This is a genomic window from Thermogemmatispora onikobensis (genome assembly GCF_001748285.1).
GTDB classification, from domain to species: Bacteria; Chloroflexota; Ktedonobacteria; order Ktedonobacterales; family Ktedonobacteraceae; genus Thermogemmatispora; species Thermogemmatispora onikobensis.
Window position 1 is genome coordinate 124340 of the sequence record NZ_BDGT01000002.1, and the last position, 22676, is coordinate 147015.

A 22676-nucleotide genomic window follows, 5' to 3' on the forward strand; every position below is an offset into this window, starting at 1 on the left:
GCTGTCCAGGTCTACAATGCAAAATGACGTGCTTTGAAGCAAGCGTTCTGGTTGTGTAAGCCTATGCCCAAATCTCGCACACGCTTTGTATGCCAGCAGTGTGGTGGGGAGCAGACGAAGTGGCTGGGACGCTGCCCCGATTGCGGCGCCTGGAACACCCTAGAAGAGGTCTCCCTTCCCGAAATGCCAGCGGCGGCTTCCGCCCCTCAGCGCCGCTATGCCTTGTTGACAGGGGCGGCTGCGACCGCGGGGGCCTCTGCCGCTCCCCTGGTGCCGCAGCCCCTGACCCAGGTGAAGGCGCTCTCTCACGAGCGCCTTTCGGTTGGCTACGCCGAAATGGACCGCGTGCTCGGTGGCGGCCTCGTGCCTGGCTCGCTCACGCTGGTCGGTGGCGAACCGGGTATTGGCAAGTCAACCTTGCTGCTGCAGGTCTCAGGCCATATTGCCGAGCGGGTAGGGCCGGTCCTCTATGTTTCGGGTGAGGAATCGAGCGAGCAGATCAAGATGCGCGCCGAGCGCCTGGAGATCACTGGTGAGCGTCTCTATCTGCTAGCAACGGTCGAGCTGGAAGTGATCTGCGAGGCCATTGCTCGCCTCAAACCGGCCCTGGTGGTGGTCGATTCCATTCAGACGGTCTTCGCCACTCATCTGACCTCAGCGCCAGGGAGTATCAGCCAGGTGCGCGAGTGTACGCTGCATCTGATGCAGGTGGCGAAGAGTAGTCACATCCCCATGTTCATCATCGGCCATGTCACGAAGGAGGGGACGGTGGCAGGTCCCAAAGCTCTGGAGCACATTGCCGATTGTGTGCTCTATCTGGAAGGGGAGCGTTACCATACCTATCGGCTGCTGCGTGGGGTCAAGAATCGCTTCGGCGCGACCCATGAGGTGGGGGTCTTTGAGATGCACGGGGAGGGCCTGCAGGAGGTCCCCAATCCGTCGGCTCTCTTTTTGTCCGAACGGCCCGGGGCCGCCAGTGGTTCGGCGGTGGTGGTGAGTATGGAAGGAACGCGCCCGCTGCTGGTGGAGGTCCAGGCTCTGGTGACTCCCAGCAATTTCGGAATCGCTCGCTGTACGGCCAATGGCATTGAGCATAATCGCCTGCTGATGCTGCTGGCAGTCTTGACTAAGCGGGTCGGCCTGGCCCTGGGCAATCACGATGTCTATACTAACGTGGTGGGTGGCTTCACGTTGGAAGAGCCAGCTGTTGATTTGGGAGTGGCTGCCGCGATCGCTTCGAGCTATCGCGACCGGCGTATCCCGCCCGACCTGGCCTTGATTGGCGAGGTGGGCCTCTCGGGAGAGTTACGCCCTGTCAGTCGCCTGGGACTGCGCGTCCGCGAGGCGGCGAAGCTGGGCTTCAAACGCTGCCTGGTCCCGGCCAGCGGACGCACGGAGCGGGTGCGCCGCGAGTTGGAGGGGGCGGGGCTGGCTGAGGAGTGCCGGGTCATTCCCGCCAGTACTCTTGCAGTTGCCCTGGAAATCGCGCTACACTAACCAGCAAAGGTGGCTCTTGTCCCGTGACTGGAGCATCTGCTGAGTTTAAAGAAAGGAGGTGAGCGTTTCGTGCCTTATCGTGGTTCTGGCCCCCAGAGGTCGATCGTTGCTCTTGATTCTGACCCGGGAAAACGGTATACTCTATAGCTGGCATGACGATTTTTGTGATTCGACGGGCGCGTTTCTGGCGGTTCAGCACAGCAGGCCAGGCCCTGTTATCCGGAATCATCGTTCTTGTCCGTCTCATTATCATCTATTCTGCTCCTGCCCGCATGCTTTACCTCACGCTGGCCCGTCGTCGGTGGTCAAACCTCTCACCCTTCTGGAGGCTGATGGGATGTCTGTTAATACAATCGCTCGCTGCATTGGGGCACTTTTGGCTGCCAGCGTCAGTTTCTTCGTCTTCTTTGTTGAGCATCCACTTGCAACACCCTTGCTTGAAAAGCTTGAGTGGTCTGCCGCAATTGCGTTTGCCTGCGGACTTATTGCCTTTGTGATTACTCCCTACGTGACCATTGTCCCCTATCGTTGGGTAAGTCACCAGCTGCGGACGGTGGCGGTCAGCGATCTGATCGCGGGTACCATTGGGTTGATTGTGGGCCTGCTGATCTCCGTGCTCTTTGGTATTCCGCTGGGAGCTTTGCCGGAGAACTGGGGGCATATTCTGCCTGTGGTGGCGGCCATCATCTGTGGTTATTTAGGGGCAATGGTGGCCGTCCTGCGCAAGAGCGAATTAGCGCATATGTTTCAGTCGCTCTTTCTGACACGCCGTCGGGAGCGGGAGGAGGAGCGTGAGCGCGAGCGCGAGCGTGAACGCGCGAAGGAGGCGGAGGCCCTGGCCAGCGCGGCGGGGCCGCAGATCTTGCTCGATACGAGCGCCATTATCGATGGTCGTATTGCTGATATCAGCCAGACGGGCTTTATCTTTGGGAAGCTGGTGGTGCCACGCTTTGTGCTCAACGAGCTGCAGCGGATTGCTGATTCAGCTGATACGCTCCGACGGAATCGCGGGCGGCATGGTCTGGAGATGTTGAATCGCTTGCAGAAGGATGCAACGGTGCCGGTGGAGATTATGGATACGGATATGGAGAGCAGCTCGGAGGAGGTCGATAGCAAGCTGGTAAAGCTGGCGCGCGCGCTCCATTGTCCGATTATCACCAACGATTTCAATCTCAACCGCGTTGCCGAGCTGCAGGGGGTGAAGGTTCTCAATATTAATGAGCTGGCGAATGCGGTGAAGCCGGTCCTTCTGCCTGGTGAGGAGATCGCGATTAAGATTATGCAGGATGGCAAGGAGCTGGGTCAGGGCGTAGGCTATCTGGATGATGGGACGATGATTGTCGTGGAGGGGGGCCGCCAGTATATGAATATGACGATCGATGTGACGGTGACACGGGTGATTCAGACGGTCGCCGGGCGTTTGATCTTCGCTTATCCAAAGCAGAGCAGCGGCAGTGCTACCTCCAGCAATCAGGGGCAGTCGACCGGCAAACAGCGTCAGGGCTAGCCTTGAGTAGGGAACTGGGGAGCGAAAAGACGGCAGCTCCCGGCCAGCTTCAAGTTCAAGGCCAGCGGGTCGCTGGAGCAGAGGCAGTTTGGCTTGGGTGAGAGCGACAAGAAAAAAGGGGGACCTGGCTCTCTCTGGCTGCCAGAGAACGTCATAGTAGATGTCGGGTAGGCACCAGTCAGACGGTGCCTCTCATTATAGGCGGAGGCGTTGGTGGATTATTGCTATGCAAGAACGAGCCGCTGTGGTAATTGTGGCTGCCGGCAGTAGCCGGCGTATGGCCGGTCGCGATAAGCTCTGGACCCCGCTGGCCGGGCGCTTGACGCTGGCCCGCACTGTCGATGCTTTTGAGTGTTGCCCGCTGATTAAGGCGATTGTCCTGGTGGTCCACCCTGCTCGTGAGGCCGAGGCCTGTGAGCTGTTGGCTGAGGAGGGTTGGCGTAAGGTGGTCGCGGTGGTGGCCGGTGGGCCGCGCCGTCAGGATTCGGTGCGCCTGGGCCTGGAGGCTTTGGCTCGCCGTTCGCCAGAAACCCAGTGGGTGCTCGTGCATGATGGGGCGCGTCCTTTTGTCTCTTCTTCCCTGATTGAGGCGGGTTTACAAACTGCCCGCCTGCATCAGGCGGCGGTGGCCGCGGTTCCGGTCAAGGATACGCTGAAGGTGGTTGAGGGAGGCTATGTCTGTGAGACGCCAGAGCGCGCTCACTTGTGGGTGGTGCAGACACCGCAGGTCTTCGCCTTTTCTCTGCTCTGGGAAGCTCATCATGCTCACTCCATTCAGGCAATGAAGGAGGAGGTGAGCGATGATGCGGCACTGGTGGAGCGCCTGGGCTACCGTGTCGTGATTTTCCCCGGCTCGTACACCAATATGAAGATTACAACGCAGGAGGATTTCCTGCTGGCGGAATATCTGGTGCATCAGGAGACGTGGCCGCGATGACGTTGCGAATTGGCTGTGGGTTCGATGCTCATGCCTTTGCTCCCGAGCGACCGCTGGTGCTGGCGGGGGTCGCTGTCCCTTCAGAGATGGGCCTGGCTGGTCATTCGGATGCCGATGTGGTGATCCATGCAGTGGTGGATGCCTTGCTGGGAGCGGCAGCCCTCGGCGATATCGGAATGCATTTCCCTTCTCATGATCCTCGCTGGAAGGATCAGCCGAGCGCTCTTTTTTTGACGTTCGCGCGCGATCTGCTCCGCCAGCATGGCTGGCGTGTGGTCAACGTCGATGCAACGGTCATTGCGCAGCGTCCTCGTCTGGCTCCGTATGTGATGGCGATGCGCTCGCGGCTGGCCGAGCTGCTTGAGCTGCCGCTGGCACAGGTCAGTGTCAAGGCGACGACGACCGACGGCCTGGGCTTTACAGGCCGTGGCGAAGGCATCGCTTGCTCGGCAGTGGCCCTGCTGGAAGAGGCGGCAGCTGGCTGACTTCCCCTTTGTGTCCCCTGGCCTTCTCTTCGTCGGTGGTCGAAAGGTAGCAGCTTCCCCTTCTCCGCTGGCCTCCGCAAGGTGATCCGGCGATCTGGTTCAGGGTAGGGAGCTTGCCTTTAGCTTAAGAAGTAGCGATTGAGCAGCTGGTCGACGATCTGTTCGTACTGCTCTTTGCGCCAGCTATCGTCAGCAATGTGATCGATCATAGACCCTGGAGGGTGGCCTGTAGCTGCTCAGCCAGAGAGGGCAGACCCGCGCGCAGCTCACCTGTAAGTCCGTCGATAGCGGGTGTGATATGGTTGGAGAGTGTAGCATCAACTTTTTGCTCCAGGGCGCTAAGCTGATGGCGCAGATGCTCTTCGATCGCAGGAGCACTCTGGGTGAGCTGCTCTAAGTGCGCTTCCTGGCGGCTCAGGTGATCTTGCATGGCCTGACGATGATCTGCGAGAATCTGCTGAACGCTCTCCTTCAGGTGATGGTTGCTGACTTCCAGCTGCTCTGTCAGGGTGTTGTCCATCGACTGCCTCAGTTCTGCAGTGGATTGCAAGAGCCGATCTTGCCACTCTTGTTCCTCTTCCTCGATCATTGTGATAGCCCGCAGTATTTGCTGAGCCAGGTCACTATCATTCTGATGAATCTTCTCTTCTAGTGTCTGCACTGCCTCCGAGAGGGTCTCTTTCAGTTGCTGAAGCTGTTCATTGAGCGGTTGGGTATCGACGGCGATGGCCGTGAGCTGCTCCCTGAGAGTCTGGAGAGAGGTAGAGAGAGCGGTGAGGTCTTGCTGCCGAGGAAGCTGTCCAAGGGCCTCGTGAAGATCCTGAAAGCTGCGCGTGAGGCGCTCTTCCTCGGATAGGCGAAGGGAAGAACCCTCAAGCCTGAGAAAGCTGATCGATAGATTGGCTTTTCCTGACCTGTGGGGGCTTCAGCCCAGAGCCGGAGCATGGCAGCCTGTTCCGCCCCATCTCCGCTTGTAGAGCACGGCAGCAGGCTGCCAGCAGCTCCCACTCTGGGGAGAGAGAAGAGGCTAGCCGCGTACGGGTAGGCCCAGCAGCTGACGGGTAAGCTGGATATGGCCTAAATGCAGAGCTGAATGCTCTACGGCGTGCAGGAGGGCGTCGCGCGCGATCAAAGGGCGATCTGTGGGGGCATAGCGATAGGTGGTTGGCCCACTCACAGGCTCCTGCAGGCGGGCATCTGGAAGCCTATCCAGAACCTCATGCATCGCTTGTAGCCAGCGTTCATAGTGCTCCTTTAAGGCTGCAAAGTCTCCACGGGCATGAAACTCGGCAGCACGGTCGCGCGCGATCTGGCGCTGCCCGACGAGAACGAGCACCCAGTACTCGGCGGCTCCAACCAGATGAGTGGCTAGTGCGAAGAGGGTGTTAGTTTCGGGCAGTTCAAGCGGACGGTTCAGATCAGCCTCTGGCACGTCTTCGAGCTGCGAAAGGGCATCGCGCGAGATGCGCTCCAGAATATGAGCAAAGCACGCTCCTTCACTCACGCTCATCAGATTTCCTCCATCGAACAGAATAGCTCTGGCAGGGAAGAAGGCGGATACCATCAAGCTGCAGATTGCTTCCTCTCTGCTGATGATCCCCTGTAATCGTATCACCTGTTGGCTGCCGGGGAGGAGGCAGAGAAAGATTGGCGAGCTGAGCGCATCCCAGCTGAAGGCGGAGCGGGGCGAGGGCCGCGAGGAGGAAGCGCCCGTTATGACTGGCGGCAGATCAGGCCGAGACCCTGCGCCGCCGCGAGGCGGACTGCAGCCAATAAGCTGGCGCCGTAGGCTGGGAGCACTTCATCGATCAGGCGCATATCCTGGCCCTGGCCTTGCTCCTGGCCCGCGGCCAATCCCTGGCGAAAGCGGTCGTAGTCCCTGGCGGCCTCCTCGGCCTCTGGGGCTGTGACTGTACGCAGGCAGTGAGCCAGCCTCTGGACCTCGGCGGGCGTCAGGTAGCCGATGTACTTGTAGTGGCCGAGAGTAGTGCCGGAGAAGCTCGCCTGCGGAGCGGACCTGAAGCCGTCTTCAAATGGGAGGGCGCGCCGTCCACAAGCCAGGTACTCAAAAAGCGCCAGCGCCGCAGGCGAGAGAGCAGCTAGCCAGCCGCGCAGGCGTAGCACATTGGGATGCTGCCCAAGAAAGAAGCCCTCTGGGACCTGCTCCTCCATATCAGGACTGGCCACCTCAAAGTAGGTTTCGCTCAGCTGCAGTGGACTGCCGTTAGCTTCCTCTGGCTGGCTCAGCAGACCTACCGCGGCCTGCCTCGCTCTTGCCTGCTGCTCTGTCGTGGCCAGGGCCTCGTCACCTCGGACACAGTAGTGCTCAACGATGGCGCTCCAGACTGTCGCCAGCGCCTCTGAACAGCGATGGAGATGTGGGACATGGCGGTAGAGATAGCGATCGCTGAGGGCCGTGAACTCTTCAGCAGAGCAGAGCAGGCGATATTCATAGAGGCTGTGGGGACCGCGAGGCAGGGCAGCGACAAAGGCCACCGCCCGTGGCCAGGTGCGCGCCGACTGCATTGCAGCGGGTAAAAAAGCCTCCTCGTATGCCAGGCGCGTGGCAGCGTAGAGCGCCTCAACCTCCCCGACCTCATTGGCTGCCAGCCAGCGCGCGAAAGCTGGCATGACTAACTCCCGGTAACTCCTCCAGTCAAAGCCATAGACCAGCATCGCTTTTGCTCTTCTTGCCGTTGTCTACTCACTTGCCCGTGGCCACCAACCAGTGCCCCGGAGCGAAGCAGCCAGAAACCTGGATCAATGCTATCTGGCAGAGCAGACGCCGGCGGCGCTAGTACCGGACCATCTGCTCTGTAACTCTGCTCTACCTTTATCGTACTCGCATATGGGGATTTTCCCAAACTGCTAGCTCTATGGTACTCTGAGAAGAAATGGACGGCTGGCGCGCTTGACGCCATCGCCTGCTGCTTTCTTCCCAGAAATGAAGGATGCTACTGCTCCTGTATCTTAGAAAAGAGGGTTGTTTTGTGCAAAGATGGTGACAGCGTAATATCCATTCTGTTTTTCAGTTGAGGAGCTGATAGCCCTATGGCTGATCAAGAACATACTGAGGGTAGAGAGCAGATTATTCCTGATTTCTACGATCAGGAAACACAAATCTTTGAAGAGTTGGATGCTCCCGAGCCGGTGCGTCCGTGGTGGCGACAGAGGCGTTGGCAGGTGATCATCAGCCTTATTTTACTGCTCGTGCTCATTGGGGGAAGTGTCTTGACAGTAGTGGCGCTCAGGCGTGGGCGAGTGAGCTATCAATATCAGCGTGTCACGCGCGGCACCTTTACCCAGGTAGTCAGTGCCACTGGTACCTTGCAGGGGACCGTCTATAATGTCAATGCCCCCACGAATGGTAAAATCAGCGCTCTCTATGTCAGCGTGGGCCAGCAGGTACGCGCTGGCCAGGTACTCGCGAAGCTTGACTCGACCTCGTTGCAAGACGCCGTCAATCAGGCCCAGGCTCAGGTCGATGCTGCCCAGACGGCCCTCACCGATGCCCAGAACAACCTCAACAAGGTTGAAGCTCAGGCCAATGCCAGCGTGGCCACAGCCTACGATCAGGAGCAGAATGCCCTCTATAACTGTGATCATCCGGCTCTGAATCAGTCGGTACCTCCCAACTGCAAGCAACTGGCTGAGGACCAATACGCCCAGGCTCAGAGCCAGGCAGCGGCGCAGATCGCCTCGGCCCAGGCGCAAGTGGACAACGCCCAGAGCCAGCTAAAGACCGCTCAGGCCCAGCTCACGGCGGCCCGACACAATCTGGACCTGACCACTATCACCGCTCCGCATGCTGGGGTGGTCGCCACTATCAATGGCAGCGTCGGCAGCTATCCCGGCGGCTCTCTCAGCGGGATCTCCGGCGGCGCAAGTGGTAGCGGGCAGGGCGGTGGGGGGAGTGTGGGGTCAGGAAGCAGCGCGGGAAGCCCTGCCACTACGGCCTTTATGCAGCTTGTCGATCTCTCCAGCCTCCAGATCACGGCCAATGTCAATGAGGCCGACATTGGTGCTGTCAACACAGGCCAGCAGGTCCACTTTACGGTCAGCGCCTATGGCAACCGCCAGTTCAGCGGCACCATTCGCGCTATCTCGCCCCTTGGCCAAAGCGTTTCCAACGTCGTTACCTACCCGGTCACAATCAATATAGACCTCAGCAGTGCGCGCGATGCTCATCTGCTTCCAGGAATGACTGCGAACCTGACCATTACTACCCTTGAACATGAGGATGTTCTGCTCATCCCGATCGATGCCGTCAACTTCGCCCGCAGTGCCGCCAACCTGGCCCAGCGCAATGGAACGCCGGTCATTGATCCTGCTCAGATCAAGGCAGCCTCTGCTCAGGCGCGTCAGCTTCTGCAGGAGCTGCGCAATCTTCCGCCGGGCGAGCAACCGACGCCGGGCTACGTGCTGGAGCGCGCTGGGGAGCGCTGGGTAGTCAAACCGGTTGTTCTCGGCCTGACCGATGGCAACACCTACGAAGTGCTGGCTGGTCTAGCAGTTGGTGAGAGCCTCGTCACTGGGGCCCAGGGTGGCCCATTTACCTCCCTCAACCAGGGAGGCAGCTAGACGACGGTTGTGGTCTAATAGAGGCAGGGAGGCAGGGAGGCATTCATCCCCGAGGCACCGCTCGGGAGAAAGGGCCGCAAGCTCGCAAGCTCTCCATCAGAGCAGCTATCTGTATGTCTGCCGAGAAGAGGGAGCTGATCCTCAGCGCTAGAGAGAAGAGAAGAACTATGAGCGACCGAGAAGTACAACTGGCACAGGGCAACGAACGGTCCGTTCCTGCGACCCAGCGACGCCCGCCGATTGTGCTTGTGCGCAACCTGACCAAAATCTACCGACTGGGCGAAACCACCGTCCCGGCTCTGCGGGGAGTCTCGTTGGCCGTCAGGGCCGGTGAGTTCGTGGCTATCATGGGGCCTTCTGGCTCAGGAAAGACAACCTTTATGAATCTACTGGGCTGTTTGGATCGGCCCACCGGTGGCGACTATTGGCTGGTGGGGCGCAGAGTCAGCCGGATGACCCCGGATGAGCTGGCCAACGTGCGCAATCGGCGCATCGGCTTCGTCTTTCAAGGCTTTCATCTGCTAGCCCGCTCTACTGCTCTCCAGAATGTTGCTCTGCCTTTGATGTACGCCGGACTCTCGCGTGCTGAGCAAGAGCGACGTGCGCGTCGCGCGCTTGAGCTGGTTGGCCTTGGCAGCCGGCTGCACCATCGTCCCTCACAGCTATCTGGGGGCCAGCAGCAGCGCGTTGCCATTGCCCGGGCCCTGGTCAATAATCCGGCCCTACTGCTCGCTGACGAGCCGACCGGCAATCTTGATAGTCGAACCAGCATTGAGATCATGGCTATTCTGCAGGCTTTGAATGTCCGGGGCCTGACGATTGTTCTTGTAACCCATGAGGCCGACATCGCTGCCTATACTCGACGGCGTATTCTCTTCCGTGATGGGCAAATCGTGAGCGATGAGCCAGTCGTGGCGACGCGCTCGGCCCAGGATGAGCTGCTCCAATTCTATCAGAGCGGTTCCGCCAGCAATGACGGCTATCGAGCGCTTCCTGCGGAGGGAGGGCAATGAGCGATCCAGTTGAGCCTGACCGCCAGGCAGCAGCAAGGACAGAATTATTGGCCCGGCAGGTCCGTGGGCGAAGTGGGACGCGGGCATCTCCATCGCCAGCGCTGCCCGTAGAGGGTGGTAGGCAGCGTTGGGAGGGCCGGGCAATCCATCGTGGCAGCCTGCTCGTGGCCAACTTTGTGAGCGCCTTTGAATCCCTGTGGGCAAACCGTCTACGTTCGCTACTCACCACCCTTGGGGTCGTCATCGGAGTGGCGGCTGTCATCGCGGCCATGACCCTGACCCAGGGGGCCAGTGTACTGATCCAGGCGCGTTTGAGCGTCTTGGGAACCAACACCTTACTGATCATCCCTGGGGCAGCTACCAGCAGTGGAGCCTTCAGCTCGCTTGGCTCGCAGCAGAGCCTGACCCAGGGAGATGCCGACGCTTTAGCCCCCATCCCGCACGTTGTCCAGGTCTCGCCAGTGCTCTCACTCGGAGCGCAGGTGATCTACGGCAGCCAGAACTGGAATACGCGCATCCAGGGGGTCTACCCGGGCTATCGACAGATCCAGGGCTGGGAGGTTGCCAGTGGGCGCTGGCTGAATGCTCATGATGAGCTGACGGGTTTGCCAGTCGCTGTGCTCGGCCAGGTGGTAGCTAACAGTCTTTTTGGACCGTCCGGCACCAATCCTGTTGGCCAGACGATCCGCATCGGCACCCAGATGTTTCGCGTTGTGGGTGTCCTGCAGCCGAAAGGCTCCTTTGGGGCCTTCTCTCAAGATGATGTTGTGTTTGTTCCTTTTACCGCCGCCTTAATACGTCTCAAAAACAGCAGCTATGTCGATCAGATTCAAGTTCTAGTTGATAAAGCTGAACATGTCGATGCGGTGCAGCGCGCAGTCAATGCCACCCTGGTGAAGCGCCATCGCATCGGCGCTGGAAGTCCCGCTGACTTTCAGATTCGCAATGCCAACCAGTTGCTGCAGACAGCCCAGCAGGCAACTCAGACCTTAACCCTGCTGCTCGTAGGGATTGCGGGCATCTCCTTGACAGTGGGAGGGATCGGCATCATGAACATCATGCTGGTCTCGGTCACGGAGCGAACACGAGAGATTGGCATTCGGATGGCTGTCGGTGCGCGACGGCGGGATATTCGCAATCAGTTCCTCATTGAGGCCCTGACGCTCAGCTCTCTAGGTGGCATACTTGGGATCGCCCTCGGCTTGTTAGTTGGCTGGCTCATGACGACGAACTTTGGAGTGCCTTTTGTGCCTCAGCCGCTATCGATCCTGCTGGCTTTTGGGGTTTCGGCTCTTGTGGGGGTAACCTTTGGCTTCTATCCGGCAGTACGTGCGGCGCGGCTCGATCCGATCATTGCCCTGCGCACAGAGTGAGCAGGGCTGGGCTGCTCTTGATCTCGAGGACCAGCCACTGCTCACTCTACGTGCAAGCCTGCTGAGTCAATCCCCGGCGGAGAGCAAGCCGGGGGAGATGCGCTCTGTGCCGACTGGGTCCGGTTGCTCCTTCCTATCGCTCTCGTCCCTGTTCTCCGCCCTCGGAAGAGGGGCCATCGGCTGTCAGGCTGGCCAGCCAGGGCGGGAGCGTTGAAGACCCTGGATCTGTCTGCCGCTCTCCAGGCGAAGGCGCGGGAGTAGATGGTCCTGGAGACCCGGGCTGGGGCGAGAGCTGGGGGGGCATCTCATGGAGGCCGCTACCGGTACCGGGGCCGGTCGGAAGAGACATTCCCTCGGCGGGAACCAGGCTGGTAGTTGGGAAAAGGAAATTCCCATTGAAAGGGCTGGTTCCGTGCGGTGGGAAGGCGAGATTCGAGGCCACCGGGAGCTCGCCCGTTGTGGGCATCAGGCTGGTGGTCGGGAAGAGAAAATTGCGCTTGAGGCGACTGGAGGCGGGGCCGCCGGAGGTCGCACGGCTGGTGGCCGGACGCCGTGCCGTATCTTCCAGGGGGCTGGAAGGAGAAGCGCTCTGCCTGTGCTGGGCCGAGGAGGAGCTGCCGGGGGTCACCGTCAGCCCGGTCGGCGTGAGTGGCAAATCATGGGCGACCGTGGTAGACAGGGGCGATGGTCGGGTCGAGGCCGGCGAGGGAGCTGCGGTCGATGGAGACATCGACATGGGCATAGAGGTGGCCGGCTGCATTTGCGTTGGAGCAGCGGCAAAGGACTCGCTGGGCGGGGCTGGCATTGCCTTGCTCAGGAGAAGTGGCGCCTGTTGAGCGGAAACGGCTGCCGGCTGCCAGTTGCTGCCCAAGGTGAGGCTGCTGGGGCTGCCCTCCAGAGGTAAGGGCAGGGGATTGCCCGCCAAATCGCGGTCACCTGCCAGGCTCTCCGGGCTGCGGGTGCGGCGCCAGGGGCGCGCGCCGGAGGCCAGACGCGGGCGCGGCAACGGCTCAGGAGCAATGTAGTGGCGCAGGAGGAGTACGCCCACCAGAATCAAGGCCAGTAGCAGCAAGACGATGCCTGTCACCACTGGAAGAAAGCTCAGATTGTTGCGCTGGGCGATGCGTGTCGTGGCCGCTGTATTGTCATTGCTCTGCTGGCCATTATCGGTATTGCCATTTGTCGTGGCGGGGGCCGCCGTGGGGGTCAAGGCTGCCTGGCTGGTAGCAGTTGCTTTGGCGGTCGCCGTGGGTGTTACAGTGACAGTGGCCGCCGCCGTAGCAGTGGCAGTGACGCCAGGCGCTGCAGTCGGCGACGCGGTGCGCGTCGGTGCCGGGGGAGGCGTGCTGGTTTTGGTTGGTTGGGCCGTTGGGGCAGAGGTGGGAGAAGGAGGCGGTGTCGTCGGCTGCGCCGTGGGTGTGGGTGTAGGCGGAGCCGTGGGCGCCTCCGTTGGCGAAGCAACCACCGTCGGCGAGTCGTCAAGCGGCTGCAGAAGCGGAATCTGCGGCCCTGATGCCGCATACATCGGCACCAGATTGGCTAGCACACCAATCACGGAAACTGCTAGGAGACAAGTACAGATAGTGAGCGTGAGCGTCCGTAATAAAAATTTCCCCAGGTCGGGGTCGGTCTGTCTAAACATCGATCCCTACCTCTCGGCACCGGCGATCATTGCCGGTCAGCGGTTGGTGCGCACGATGTGCCGCGTGCTCGACGTAGAACGCGACCGGCAGGTCCAGGGCGACGACTTTGTGTACTTTTGGCTGTGCGCTTTCTCTTTTCCGCCTGCCATCGCCCTAGAGGGGAGTATAAAATATGCGTCTCAGCCGGTCAAGCAATCTGAAGAGGATATCCAAATGTACTAGTCGAAATGTGAATGTTTGGGACCCTTTGACCTTGAGCGAGCCTGCGCCAATCTGATGGAAAACGCTCTCCTGGCCATCTCTCCAGCAGTACACTGGTCATTCTTATTCATCTGGGGATTCGCTATCTATGCTCTCTCTTCCTGAGAGAGAAATATTTGTATCTATATATTATAATCAGAGAAAGAGAGCCTTGCCGTGTAGTGGCAGGCTATGCGAGTCTGGCTTTCGGAGATCGGTGATGCTGCTCACTCATTCCTCTAGTGCTCACGGGGGCGAGTCTTCTGCTGAGGAGTGAGAAAGACGGCGCTATGGAGGGGCGTCTGTCCTTATCAAGGAGCATATCATGCCTCTGGCCGACTGGTTACAGGCCCATGCGACAGCAGTAGGCCAGCGCTATGCCTCGGAGCTGGCGCGTCACTATCGGCTAAGCCAAGAGGGCTGAGCAAGGGAGTGGGGAGAGAAGGAGGGATAAGCGCCTGAGCTGGATCTCCACGTCCCTTGCCTTTCTTGTCCTCCAATCCTCTTTGGGCGGGCCTGTTTATTCATCTCCCTTGCCTTCTTTGGCCGGCTACTCTTGATGCGTATTCTGACTGCGGCCTGGCAAGACTGATAAGCCGCTTTGCACCTGGCGCATCAAGGTCTCCAGGGAGACCTCGGTGGGGGCGCTAGCTGTCTGCTCCTCTTGGGCCTGGGCCTCGATGGTGGGCGAGGGTCCTCCCTCGCCATGCTTCGGTGGCTGTTCGGGTGGAGAGCCATTCGTCATCGTCGGCCTCACGCTAGACAGAGGGAGCGTTTCGCTCTCGTGGACGGAGCTGAAGCGCGTATTGGCTGGCTTCTGGCGTCGCTGACGGTATTGAACAAAGCCGCCGAGAAAGCCGAAGAGAAGCAGGCCGCCGCCCGTGGTTCCGAGTAGCCAGGGGAGCAGCTGGCTAAGGGGCGATGACGGGCTGGTCGGGGCTGTTGTCTGCGACGTGTTCCCCGTCTGAGTGCTGGCGGTAGCGATTGCCGGCATACGGTTGGTATTGCTATCAGCAGTGGCGCTTGGTGGGACCAACGTTGGCGTTGGGGTGTGCGTTGGCGTTGGAGAGGGGAGTCTTGTCGGAGTGGTGGACGGTATCGGCGTCGACCCCGGTATGGGTGCAGCGTTGATCGTAAAAGCGACGCTGGCGCTGAGGGTAGCCGGCGAACCGCTCCCGGCGCTCGCTTTGATTTGGGCTGGACCGACAAGGCCGTTGGGAATAGTAATGCTGCGTGTGAAGCTCCCCTGTCCATCGCTCGTGACGCTCCCCAGGCTGGACGTGGTACCGCTCGCTTGCAGGACCAGCGTCACCTGGGTACCACCGGGGAGGAAATTGCTCCCTGTGACGGTAGCGGTCTGGCCTGCTGTCACCTGCGTTGGGCTGATGCTCAGCCTGGGTGGCGCGCTCGACAGCAAAGTATAGCTACCGGCCAGGGTTGGCGTGGCCTGGATGAGGGCGCAGATTTTGTAAGTGCCTGGGGCCAGGCTGGCTGGCAAGACCAGCCAGCCGCTAAAGCTACCGCCCTCTACTGTGCCTGGCTGACTATTGCTGGCTGGGGTGTAGCCGAGCAGGCAATCCTGCTGGCTATAGCCCAGCGAGACCTGAGTGCCGTCGCTCAGCTGGGTCCAGCCAGAGCCGCTGACCGTAATCACTGTGCCCGCTGGACCCGAACTAGGGCTGCTGCTAAGCGTGCCGCCGTCCCTGCTCGCCGCGCGTGCTGGGCCGCTGCTCCCCATAGCCAACAACCAGGCTACCAGTAGCCCGATAAGAAAGAGGCCCATACCTCTGGCTGGGCTGCGATGATGAAGCCATGCTCCAGATGGCTTCTGGCGCAGTGCCCGTGCCCGCTGTTCGGGGGCCTGTGCAGTAACATCGAAGGCTACAACTGTCTCGCTTGCGTACGCCATGCTGCCGCTAAAATAGCTCCCGCTGGCGGGAGCCTGGCCGCTGTGATGTGCGGTGCTTGCGTATAAATCCATCCTTATTCAGTGTAAGGATGCATTTCCCGAGGTGTCAAGAAAGCACGCAAGAGCCTTGCCAGAAAGGCTATGCCTCGACCAGTTCAATGGTCACCTCGTAGCTGAGACCCCCTGGCGCGCCGCTGGAGAGAGGTACCTGCTGAGTATGCAGATCGCAGGCGTGTTCGGCATAATAGTCGAAGTGCACGGGGATGGGTGTCCCGCCAGTTGGCTCGCTAAAGAGAAGTGTGCGTCCGGTCGAGGAGAGGTAGCTTGTGCGCAGAGCATCGCGGTAGTACTGACCGCTCAGACCAGTAGGCCGGCCATCGTAGCCGACGAGGTCATTGAGACAGAGAATCGTCATACTCCAGGTCCTTCGGCCCGGACCAAGATCGACGTAGGCCTCGCCTCCGTCTGCGCGCACGCTAGCCCGTCGGATACGTGGCTGCGCCATGCGGTAGCTGCCTGGCTTGACGAAGTAGCCGACTCCATCCAGGATGATCTCGCAATCCACGCCGATAGTAGGCATACCGCTAGACCTCCTCGTGACGGTGGTGTGCCGCTATGCCAAAGTTGTCCGCTGGACTGGGGGCTGGAGCAGGCTGTACCTTCTCGATAATGCGGCTGGTCTGGGAGCAAGAGCCGCTGTGGTCGTGGATACTGACCAGCTCGCCGTCGATAGTGATATGGAGGCCGCGCTGCTGCAGAGCCAGGCGAATAGTGCCGATGATCTGGCTCAGGCGCAGGTTCTCCTTCTCCAGGGTTGCCAGACGATCCTTGAGCGTATCAATCTCGTGTTGCATGACACTGATGACGCGCGCCTTGACCTCGTCGGCGGTGCGTGCAAAGCCGTGGTGGTAGGCGACAAAGGCGCCGGCGATCAGGGCCAGAGTAATGAGCAGGTTGGTCAGACTCAGCAGGTCTTGCATGGGATGCTTCTCCTTATTGTCGATTGTACGATGGACGTAGCGACCGCTAGAGGCGGGCCCAGCGAGCAGGGATGTCGCCCCATTGCACACGGGCAGCGCTGGCGAAGTCGCGTTGGTTGCGAATCTCCTGCAGGCGAGCCTCAAACTGGATTCGGCGGGTAGCGATGGCCTCTTGCCAGGCGCGAGGAATCGTGCTGTCATCGAGGTGGTCATGCAACTCGCCGTTCTGAAAACTGAAGTTATCGTTTGTGGGCACCTGATAGGCCTCCATAGCGTAGAGGCTGGCCCCCAGGACAATGAGGTCGCGATGCAGCTCGGGCACAGTGGTGCCGCTGGCATCGAGCTGATGCCTGGTGGCATAAAAGACGCGCATGACAAGGGTATTGTCACGAGGCAGCTCGGCGTTGGAGAGTTTGAGCGTGAAGCTCGGAGTCTGAGCAGCAAGCTGGCCCTGGCCGCTGCCGACATTTCCCTGGAGGCCAAGGTTGCCGCCGGCAGCCAGGGCGGCGCTGCTCTCGAAAAGATTGGAATATTCGGCGAAATCGCGCTCTCGGGGAGGCCAGAGCATCACGCCGCTGGTGTTCACCGTAGGCGCCGGAGGGCGGCCTGTCAGAAGGCTATCGGGTGCAGTGTCAAGGTAGCTCGTACTGCTATTGTCTGCTAGAGTTGCCAGGAGCAGCAGAGTACTGCCTCCGGCTTGCGTTCGATAGAGGTTGCGCCCAATGACGCTGTTGAGGGCACTGCCGGCCAGAGCGGGCTGTGTCGGACCGAGGGGGATATTGCTCAGGTTGACGCTACCATTGTTCGCTACCCAGACGCTCGTGACGGGGGAGGGAGTGGTCTCGCCGCCCTCGCTCAGAAAAGTGACGGCGTACTGATAGAGGCCGGCGCTGAGTCCCCCGCCGCTGCCGGGGCTGGCGCTCAGGCCGCCTGGTGGTGGCTGAAAGTAGCTGCCGTAAGCCTGTAGCGGGTAGATGATGCGTTCGATCCACCAGACTGGATAAGCCGGATTCCACGGTTGTGGATAAGGGTAGGTCCGCTGGTAGGGGCGGGTGCTCATATCGCAGTAGCCGATGTTGGGATAGTACTGACTGTAGCGGATGACGGCTTTGTCGATCGCGCGCTCAAGGTCTGCGCTCGACCAGCGCTGATTGGGACCCGCGGGATCGAAAAGATCGAGGCGCAGAGCATTTTCGATGTCCAGGAGGTTCATCCCGTCTGCGGTCCTCCTTGCTGCTGTGCTACTGTTTGCTGAACGGAGAGCTGCCCGCGCCACGCGCGAGGAGGACCTCATTTCGGTCTTCCTCGGCGTAGCGCGATGAGCAAAGCTCAAACAGGCTAGCTGATATAGCCGCAGGTGACGAGCGTGACGGTACAGGTGGCCCCTACGGCCCGGATGTCGATCTGCCCATTGCTGTCGAGGGGCAGGATGGCCTGGCCCTGCCAGCGTGCTGTTGTGGAGAGCAGGTCGCCACAGGTGACCGTCTGGGCCAGATTGCCGCCGTGGGGGGCGATGTCCAGGCGAGCTGGCTGGCTGCTGGCGCTAAAAGAGATCTTGGCCAGAGCAGCCAGCGCGCCGAAAGGGATGCCGCTGCTACCACCGACCAGCGTGAAGGTAGCGGTAGCTCCATTGCTGATGGCGACGTTAGTGAGCTGTTGCACACCGTTCACCAGCGTCAGGCGGCCTGGTGGTGGCATGGGCAGACCGCTGAGGCCGTTGGCGTAGGTGGCAATCACTACGGCGTCCTGGGGATTATGCTCGTCGAAGAAGAGCACGGCGCACAAGGCTCCAACCAGGCTGCTGCTCCCGTCGAGGCTATTGGCCACTGGTACACCCTGGAGCATATGGGAAGTGGCTTCAAAGAGCAAGACCGCAGCCTGGTACGTGCCTGGGTTGAAGGCCTGGATGATGCCACGTCTGATGCTGACTCCCATAGCGAGCCTTCTCTCTTTCTGCTGCCAGATGCCTGATTCAGGTGATCATGGAGGCTAGGCGTCATTGGCCCCCTGGCCGGGCTGTGGTGCCGCATCGGGGCTGCCGCAGGCATGGAAGCTTGCCGCCGTGTAGCTCGTGCCAAGCAGAGCGTTGAGGGCCGCGGCAATGTTGGCAAAGGTCTGGCTGCCCGAGGGATCAACACGGCAGAAGATGCCGTCTTGGGGGAGCACCGCGTCGCTGGTTGTCTGGAAAATGCACATGGTGCGCGGGTTGAAGTAGCTACCCGCTGGCACTGTGCTGCCGCCATTGTAGCGTCCGTAGGCGAATTCGAGGATGTCCATCATGGCCTGGCTCTGTGGTTCCTTTCTCCTGCGCGGGATTGTTTGACTGTCGGTTGCGGGCGCTTACGCTCAGCGCCAGCTAGATTTCAAGCCATTTCAGAGCGGCGGCCCAGCTGTTGCTGCTCGTTGCCACGTAGATGACCAGGCCGCTCCCTGGTGGCAGGATGATCAGGGCGCCGTTGTTAAGGAAATCGATGGTGGTATTGGAGACGAGCAGCAGGGTATCAAGCTGGCTGCCTACAGGTGTGAGGTTGCTGTTGCTCATGCTGGCACTGGCCACACTGGCGGGGCCGCCGGGCTTGAGGTTGAGCGGTGTGAGGGCGGTTCCCAGGGCTGGGTCACTGCTGGTCAGGTTGAGCTGGTGCCAGCTCGAAGCGGCCTCGGCTACACGTGCTGAGAAGACATGCAATGTCTTGCCGGAACTGCTGGGATTAAAGAGGCTCAGCCCGGTGGTTGCAGTGGCTGTGCTGGTCTGCTTGCCGGTAGTGACGCTGTAGCCCTGGCCATTACTCAGCCACTCATTGAACTGCTGACGTACGAAAACTGGGTTGCCAACGCCGGGTGCAGCGCCGTTCCACTGGGCAATGTTGACCTGGGTCCGTCCGGCGCTATCGAGCAGGAGAGGTGTGTCACCAGCGCTGCTGCTCTTGCCGTAGTTGGAGACGCGGAGTTCGTTGCTGCCGTCCAATCCTGGTGTAGTGCCACCGATCTGGGCGATGTTGATGGCCTGGTTGGGCACCAGTTGCAGGCGCCCATTGCTATCGATAGCCAGTAGATTGCTACCGCTGCCATCAGCCAGCCTGACCTGTCCAATGAGATTGCTGCCGGCGGGGAGAGCTGGCAGGCTGTTGACAGTAACGATCTGGCGTCCAGCGCTGTCGAGCAGGACAGGTGTATCGCCGGGAGCGCTGCTTTTGCCGTAGAGGCTCACCCCCAGACGATTGGCACCAACGCCATCGACCTGGGGTGCAACACCGTTCAGCTGGTTTAAGTTGACGTTCTGCTCAGCGGCGGCATTGAGCGTAGCGGTCGTTTTCAGATTGCCCTGGGCGTCGACTTGTAGAGCCTGGCCCACGCCGCTGGGATTCACGCCCCCGATCAGCAGCGAGCCATCGCTGTTGAGGTAGCCTGACATAGGGTCCTGCCTCCTACCTGCTTAGACGCCACGGTAGAGACCGCGATAGTCGACGACGGCGCCACCGTATTCATGACGGATCTTGTAGGAAATGACGTCTTGAGTAAAATTTAGCCCGTAGAGGGGCTGGTCCTGAATAAAGAGCACAGGATTCACCTGGCCGCCGACGAAGCCGATTTCAATGGTATCGACTTCGCGTGGATCAGCCACCAGGAACCACTGGGTTGGACTGGTGAGCTGGGGCGAGACGATGGGGGTGACGTAGCCCATCATAGGGTTAATATCGTTGTTCGGAGAACCGGGCATACCCGCCGAGCGCGTGGCGATCATCGCGGTCCATTCCAGCTCGGGAGGGACAACCAGGTAGCGCGGGCGCAGTCCGATCCGCTTGCCTGCAAAGTTGGTCTGTTCGCGCATAGCCGTGACCCCGGCCTGCATAGCGGCTGTTGAGAGGGCGGCGTTGCCGAGGTTGTTATGCGGATTGCCGGTCGTAAAGAGTGGGGAGCCGTCGTAGATGGTGGGGTTGCCTGAGAGGAAGCCGTAGGCGAATTCGGCCAGGGTGTAGGCGGCGGCCACGGCCAGCTTGGTGGGGATCTGGCGAATGGCCATCAGGTCATCGTTGATGATGGTTTCGCGTGAGATGGTGACCAGATTGCCGCGCTTCATAGGAACGTAGGTGGCGGCGGTATCGGTCAGACTAAGAGTAGTGTAGGCGCTGTCTTCGGCCACAGTCGAGAGGCTGCCGAAGGCGCCCAGGCGCACGCGCGTCTGTTGCTTGAAGTCTTTGATAGGCACAACGGTGCAAAATTTCTGCCATTCTGCTGGCCAGGCCTGGTAGTCTTTGAGAAGGCGCTTGTTCATAGAGGTGCCCAGCAGGTAGCTGAAGGAAGCAGTGGTTGTGTCGCCCTCGCTGATGCGCATCAGGGGGGCATGCTCCCCGATACGGATCTGGCCAAGCAAGCTACGCTCAGAGAAGCTACTGACGCTTGGGTCGCCAGTGACGCAGGCGTACGCTTCGCGGATACTGGTGAAGCCGCGGATGTTGCCCAAGCGGCTGGTATCAATCTCCAGTTCGAACATGCGATCAAAGGCTGCCTGGATTTTCTCGGCCTCGGTAATTTGCTCTCCGATCTCGGGGCGAGCGTAACCGTGGTCGCGCACGAGACCGGTGGCGGCCAGCTCAGCAAGCATGTGGCGTTGCTCCGCGATAGCCTCCTCTAATTCGGCCATCTCGAAGATGCGTCCCTCATAGCGGTGGCGGAGATGTTGCTTGACGACCTCGGGCAGGTGAACCTCCTGCAGGCGTCGCTCCAGGGCGAGGCGGGCACGCTCAAGGCGTAGCTCTTGCAGGATGGTCTCAAGCGCTGGTGTGGGCGAGGGAGCCTGCTCCTGCTCACGGATAGAAGCGAGCTGGTTGGACTGGCTTGAGAGAGTGCTGTTCTGGTGGGTGGTCGTGTTGATCGAGGGGACGGTCTCGCTCATTGAGTGACCTCGCTGGAGGGGAGCCGACGCTGCCCTTGAAAGGGCGTCGGCCTCTTGGGACGGATAACGGTCCTGAAGAATCCGGCGGATAGTGCCGCCAGCACTGGGGCGAGTGACGATGTCACAGGAGTTCAGGGCGCTGACGCTGATCACTTCGCGCAGCGGGCGGGAGCTATCCCGACTCTCGCGTAGCTGCCAGGTGCCGTAGATGTCGATTGAGAGACCGATCAGGCCTGGCTGGCCCAGGGTGCAGGCTTCGCGGATCAGGCGCCAGAGCCAGTCGGCGGATTCGAGAATGTGGAGGGTGGCGTCGACACGCCCATGCTCGCCAGCGGCAGGCGGTACATAGTGCGGAGCGCGGTAGAAGCCCACGATGTCGCGCACGGAGCGAACAGCGCTCTCGCCGTCGCTGCGGGCATGATCAACGTAGGCGTGAGCGTTGTCGAGCAGAGTGGCGAGGCGTTGAAGGATAGCCTCGCTGTAGTAGTAACCGTTGAGGCTGGCTCCACCGCGAATGACGGTTACCAGGACATCGCGGCGCTCATCTGGGGGGAAGGTCTGCTCTTCACGGATGAATCCTTCTATGTGAATGTGCTCCTGGGGCTGAACAGGGCTGCTGCTGGCGACTTGCTCTGTTCCGGCAGGGCTCTGGTCGACGTGATCAGAGGGGAAGGTATGCTCAGCGGTCACGGGAAACCTCCTGGCCTGCCCAGGAAGTCGACCTATTACTCAGCGCCAGCAGCAGCGGTGCCAGATGACGCAGGCGGTGGGTCATGCCGCCCTGGGTCGTGCGCGTCTCTTCGTAGTAGAGCGTCGGGGGCAGTGCCTGGACATCAGCACTGCGCTGGAGGCGGGTTGCGCCCTCTGGGGCCAGCGTGGCCGGTGTTTCGCCCAGGGTGGGGGCTACCTCTGTCTGGCCCACAGCATGCTCGCTAGGGGGGAAGCGCAAGAGGTTGGGTGGGAGCAGTGGCGCCAGCAGGGTAGGCAAGGGTGGATCGGGCCGATCAGTGGGGGGCAGATCCAGAGGGGCAGAAGCCGACAGCCCGAAAGAGAGCGTAGCTGGATCAGGCTGCTCTGGATCGGGAAGCGTCAGCGCGGGCAGGCCAGGTGGATCTGGCGCGAGCGGAGGGAAACGAAAAGTGGGGAGCTGATCATCGGTCATGGAGGACCTCCTTTCTCGCTGTGGCTGGGTAGGTGGGCGAGGCCACAGAAGAGGGGATGAGTGAATGCGCAGGTTGGACGGTGCTCCACAAGGGTGGAGAGCCGCCAGCGCGCGGTGAGGAGAAGAAGTCAGCGATGCAGCCGCGAAGGTGGGGGTGAGCGCCGCTTTGCAGGCACAATCGAGAAAGGACAGATCATGGGTGGGCGCGAGAGGGCACACTCACCGCTGCCTTGCCGGGACGTGAAGGGGCACGCCGGAGGCCGTTTCGTGGTTGCATCGTGCGGTGGCAAGCGGGAAAAGCTTACCAAGTGACAAGTATAACTGAGGCTTAGGGAGAAGTCAAGCCTATTCGTGGCCAACTGTTTCAGGGCCTGACCCTCTCTTCTTGACAGGTTGCTTGCCATACTCTATACTTGGCTTAGCTGGCAGTTTGCCACCTGCCACATCCTCGCCTA

Annotated in this window: 20 protein-coding genes; 7 read left to right on the forward strand and 13 right to left on the reverse strand. The window is 60.6% G+C overall.

Annotation, left to right across the window (positions count from 1 at the left end; genetic code table 11):
• The first annotated feature begins 63 nt into the window (after positions 1-63).
• The 4 genes from radA to ispF all read left to right on the forward strand — a co-directional run bounded on the left by radA (position 64) and on the right by ispF (position 4426).
• Positions 64-1497: a DNA repair protein RadA gene (gene radA / locus BGC09_RS01600; protein ID WP_069801453.1), complete on the forward strand. Its 1434-nt coding sequence runs from the start codon at positions 64-66 to the stop codon at positions 1495-1497.
• Between the two features lie 337 nt (positions 1498-1834).
• Positions 1835-3004, forward strand: coding sequence for a PIN/TRAM domain-containing protein (locus BGC09_RS01605; RefSeq protein ID WP_069801454.1), 1170 nt, complete (start codon positions 1835-1837; stop codon positions 3002-3004).
• Between the two features lie 226 nt (positions 3005-3230).
• The gene (gene ispD, locus BGC09_RS01610; RefSeq protein WP_069801455.1) at positions 3231-3941 is read left to right on the forward strand and encodes a 2-C-methyl-D-erythritol 4-phosphate cytidylyltransferase; all 711 of its coding nucleotides are present in this window, start codon (positions 3231-3233) and stop codon (positions 3939-3941) included.
• Positions 3938-4426 (forward strand): 2-C-methyl-D-erythritol 2,4-cyclodiphosphate synthase, encoded by a 489-nt coding sequence (gene ispF, locus BGC09_RS01615; protein ID WP_069801456.1) that lies wholly within the window; start codon positions 3938-3940, stop codon positions 4424-4426. Before ispD ends, ispF begins: the two co-directional genes overlap by 4 nt.
• Before the next feature lie 205 nt (positions 4427-4631).
• On the opposite strand, the gene BGC09_RS01620 is transcribed toward ispF, so the two are convergent.
• The 3 genes from BGC09_RS01620 to BGC09_RS01630 form a co-directional block, all read right to left on the reverse strand.
• Positions 4632-5087, reverse strand: coding sequence for a hypothetical protein (locus BGC09_RS01620; protein ID WP_069801457.1), 456 nt, complete (start codon positions 5085-5087; stop codon positions 4632-4634).
• Between the two features lie 366 nt (positions 5088-5453).
• The gene (locus tag BGC09_RS01625; RefSeq protein ID WP_176728816.1) at positions 5454-5936 is read right to left on the reverse strand and encodes a DinB family protein; all 483 of its coding nucleotides are present in this window, start codon (positions 5934-5936) and stop codon (positions 5454-5456) included.
• 203 nt (positions 5937-6139) lie between these two features.
• Positions 6140-7102 carry a hypothetical protein gene (locus BGC09_RS01630; protein ID WP_069801459.1) on the reverse strand — a complete coding sequence of 321 codons (963 nt, stop codon included), beginning with the start codon at positions 7100-7102 and terminating at the stop codon, positions 6140-6142.
• A gap of 375 nt (positions 7103-7477) precedes the next feature.
• Here BGC09_RS01630 and BGC09_RS01635 point away from each other — a divergent pair, with 375 nt between their 5' ends.
• The 3 genes from BGC09_RS01635 (at position 7478) to BGC09_RS01645 (ending at position 11393) form a co-directional block, all read left to right on the forward strand.
• Entirely contained in the window at positions 7478-9007 is a 1530-nt protein-coding gene (locus BGC09_RS01635) for an efflux RND transporter periplasmic adaptor subunit (protein WP_069801460.1), read from the forward strand.
• Positions 9008-9246: 239 nt separating this feature from the next.
• Positions 9247-10020, forward strand: a complete 774-nt coding sequence (locus tag BGC09_RS01640) for an ABC transporter ATP-binding protein (RefSeq protein WP_084657848.1) — start codon at positions 9247-9249, stop codon at positions 10018-10020.
• Positions 10017-11393 carry an ABC transporter permease gene (locus tag BGC09_RS01645; protein WP_084657829.1) on the forward strand — a complete coding sequence of 459 codons (1377 nt, stop codon included), beginning with the start codon at positions 10017-10019 and terminating at the stop codon, positions 11391-11393. Before BGC09_RS01640 ends, BGC09_RS01645 begins: the two co-directional genes overlap by 4 nt.
• Before the next feature lie 133 nt (positions 11394-11526).
• On the opposite strand, the gene BGC09_RS01650 is transcribed toward BGC09_RS01645, so the two are convergent.
• The 10 genes from BGC09_RS01650 to BGC09_RS01700 all read right to left on the reverse strand — a co-directional run bounded on the left by BGC09_RS01650 (position 11527) and on the right by BGC09_RS01700 (position 22221).
• Entirely contained in the window at positions 11527-12948 is a 1422-nt protein-coding gene (locus BGC09_RS01650) for a hypothetical protein (protein ID WP_176728817.1), read from the reverse strand.
• Positions 12949-13826: 878 nt separating this feature from the next.
• Complete coding sequence (locus BGC09_RS22700; protein ID WP_176728818.1) at positions 13827-15185, reverse strand: hypothetical protein; 1359 nt, start codon at positions 15183-15185, stop codon at positions 13827-13829.
• 139 nt (positions 15186-15324) lie between these two features.
• Positions 15325-15765, reverse strand: a complete 441-nt coding sequence (locus BGC09_RS01665) for a hypothetical protein (RefSeq protein WP_069801467.1) — start codon at positions 15763-15765, stop codon at positions 15325-15327.
• A gap of 4 nt (positions 15766-15769) precedes the next feature.
• Positions 15770-16165, reverse strand: a complete 396-nt coding sequence (locus BGC09_RS01670; RefSeq protein WP_069801468.1) for a hypothetical protein — start codon at positions 16163-16165, stop codon at positions 15770-15772.
• A 46-nt stretch (positions 16166-16211) separates the two neighbouring features.
• Complete coding sequence (locus tag BGC09_RS01675) at positions 16212-17378, reverse strand: hypothetical protein (RefSeq protein ID WP_069801471.1); 1167 nt, start codon at positions 17376-17378, stop codon at positions 16212-16214.
• Between the two features lie 125 nt (positions 17379-17503).
• Positions 17504-18100, reverse strand: coding sequence for a hypothetical protein (locus BGC09_RS01680; protein ID WP_069801473.1), 597 nt, complete (start codon positions 18098-18100; stop codon positions 17504-17506).
• A gap of 54 nt (positions 18101-18154) precedes the next feature.
• Positions 18155-18445, reverse strand: coding sequence for a hypothetical protein (locus BGC09_RS01685; RefSeq protein WP_069801475.1), 291 nt, complete (start codon positions 18443-18445; stop codon positions 18155-18157).
• Between the two features lie 76 nt (positions 18446-18521).
• Entirely contained in the window at positions 18522-19577 is a 1056-nt protein-coding gene (locus tag BGC09_RS01690) for a hypothetical protein (protein WP_069801476.1), read from the reverse strand.
• Between the two features lie 21 nt (positions 19578-19598).
• Positions 19599-21749: a phage major capsid protein gene (locus tag BGC09_RS01695; protein WP_069801478.1), complete on the reverse strand. Its 2151-nt coding sequence runs from the start codon at positions 21747-21749 to the stop codon at positions 19599-19601.
• Positions 21739-22221, reverse strand: a complete 483-nt coding sequence (locus BGC09_RS01700; protein WP_069801480.1) for a hypothetical protein — start codon at positions 22219-22221, stop codon at positions 21739-21741. The genes BGC09_RS01695 and BGC09_RS01700 overlap by 11 nt, the downstream gene beginning before the upstream one ends.
• Positions 22222-22676: the final 455 nt, after the last annotated feature.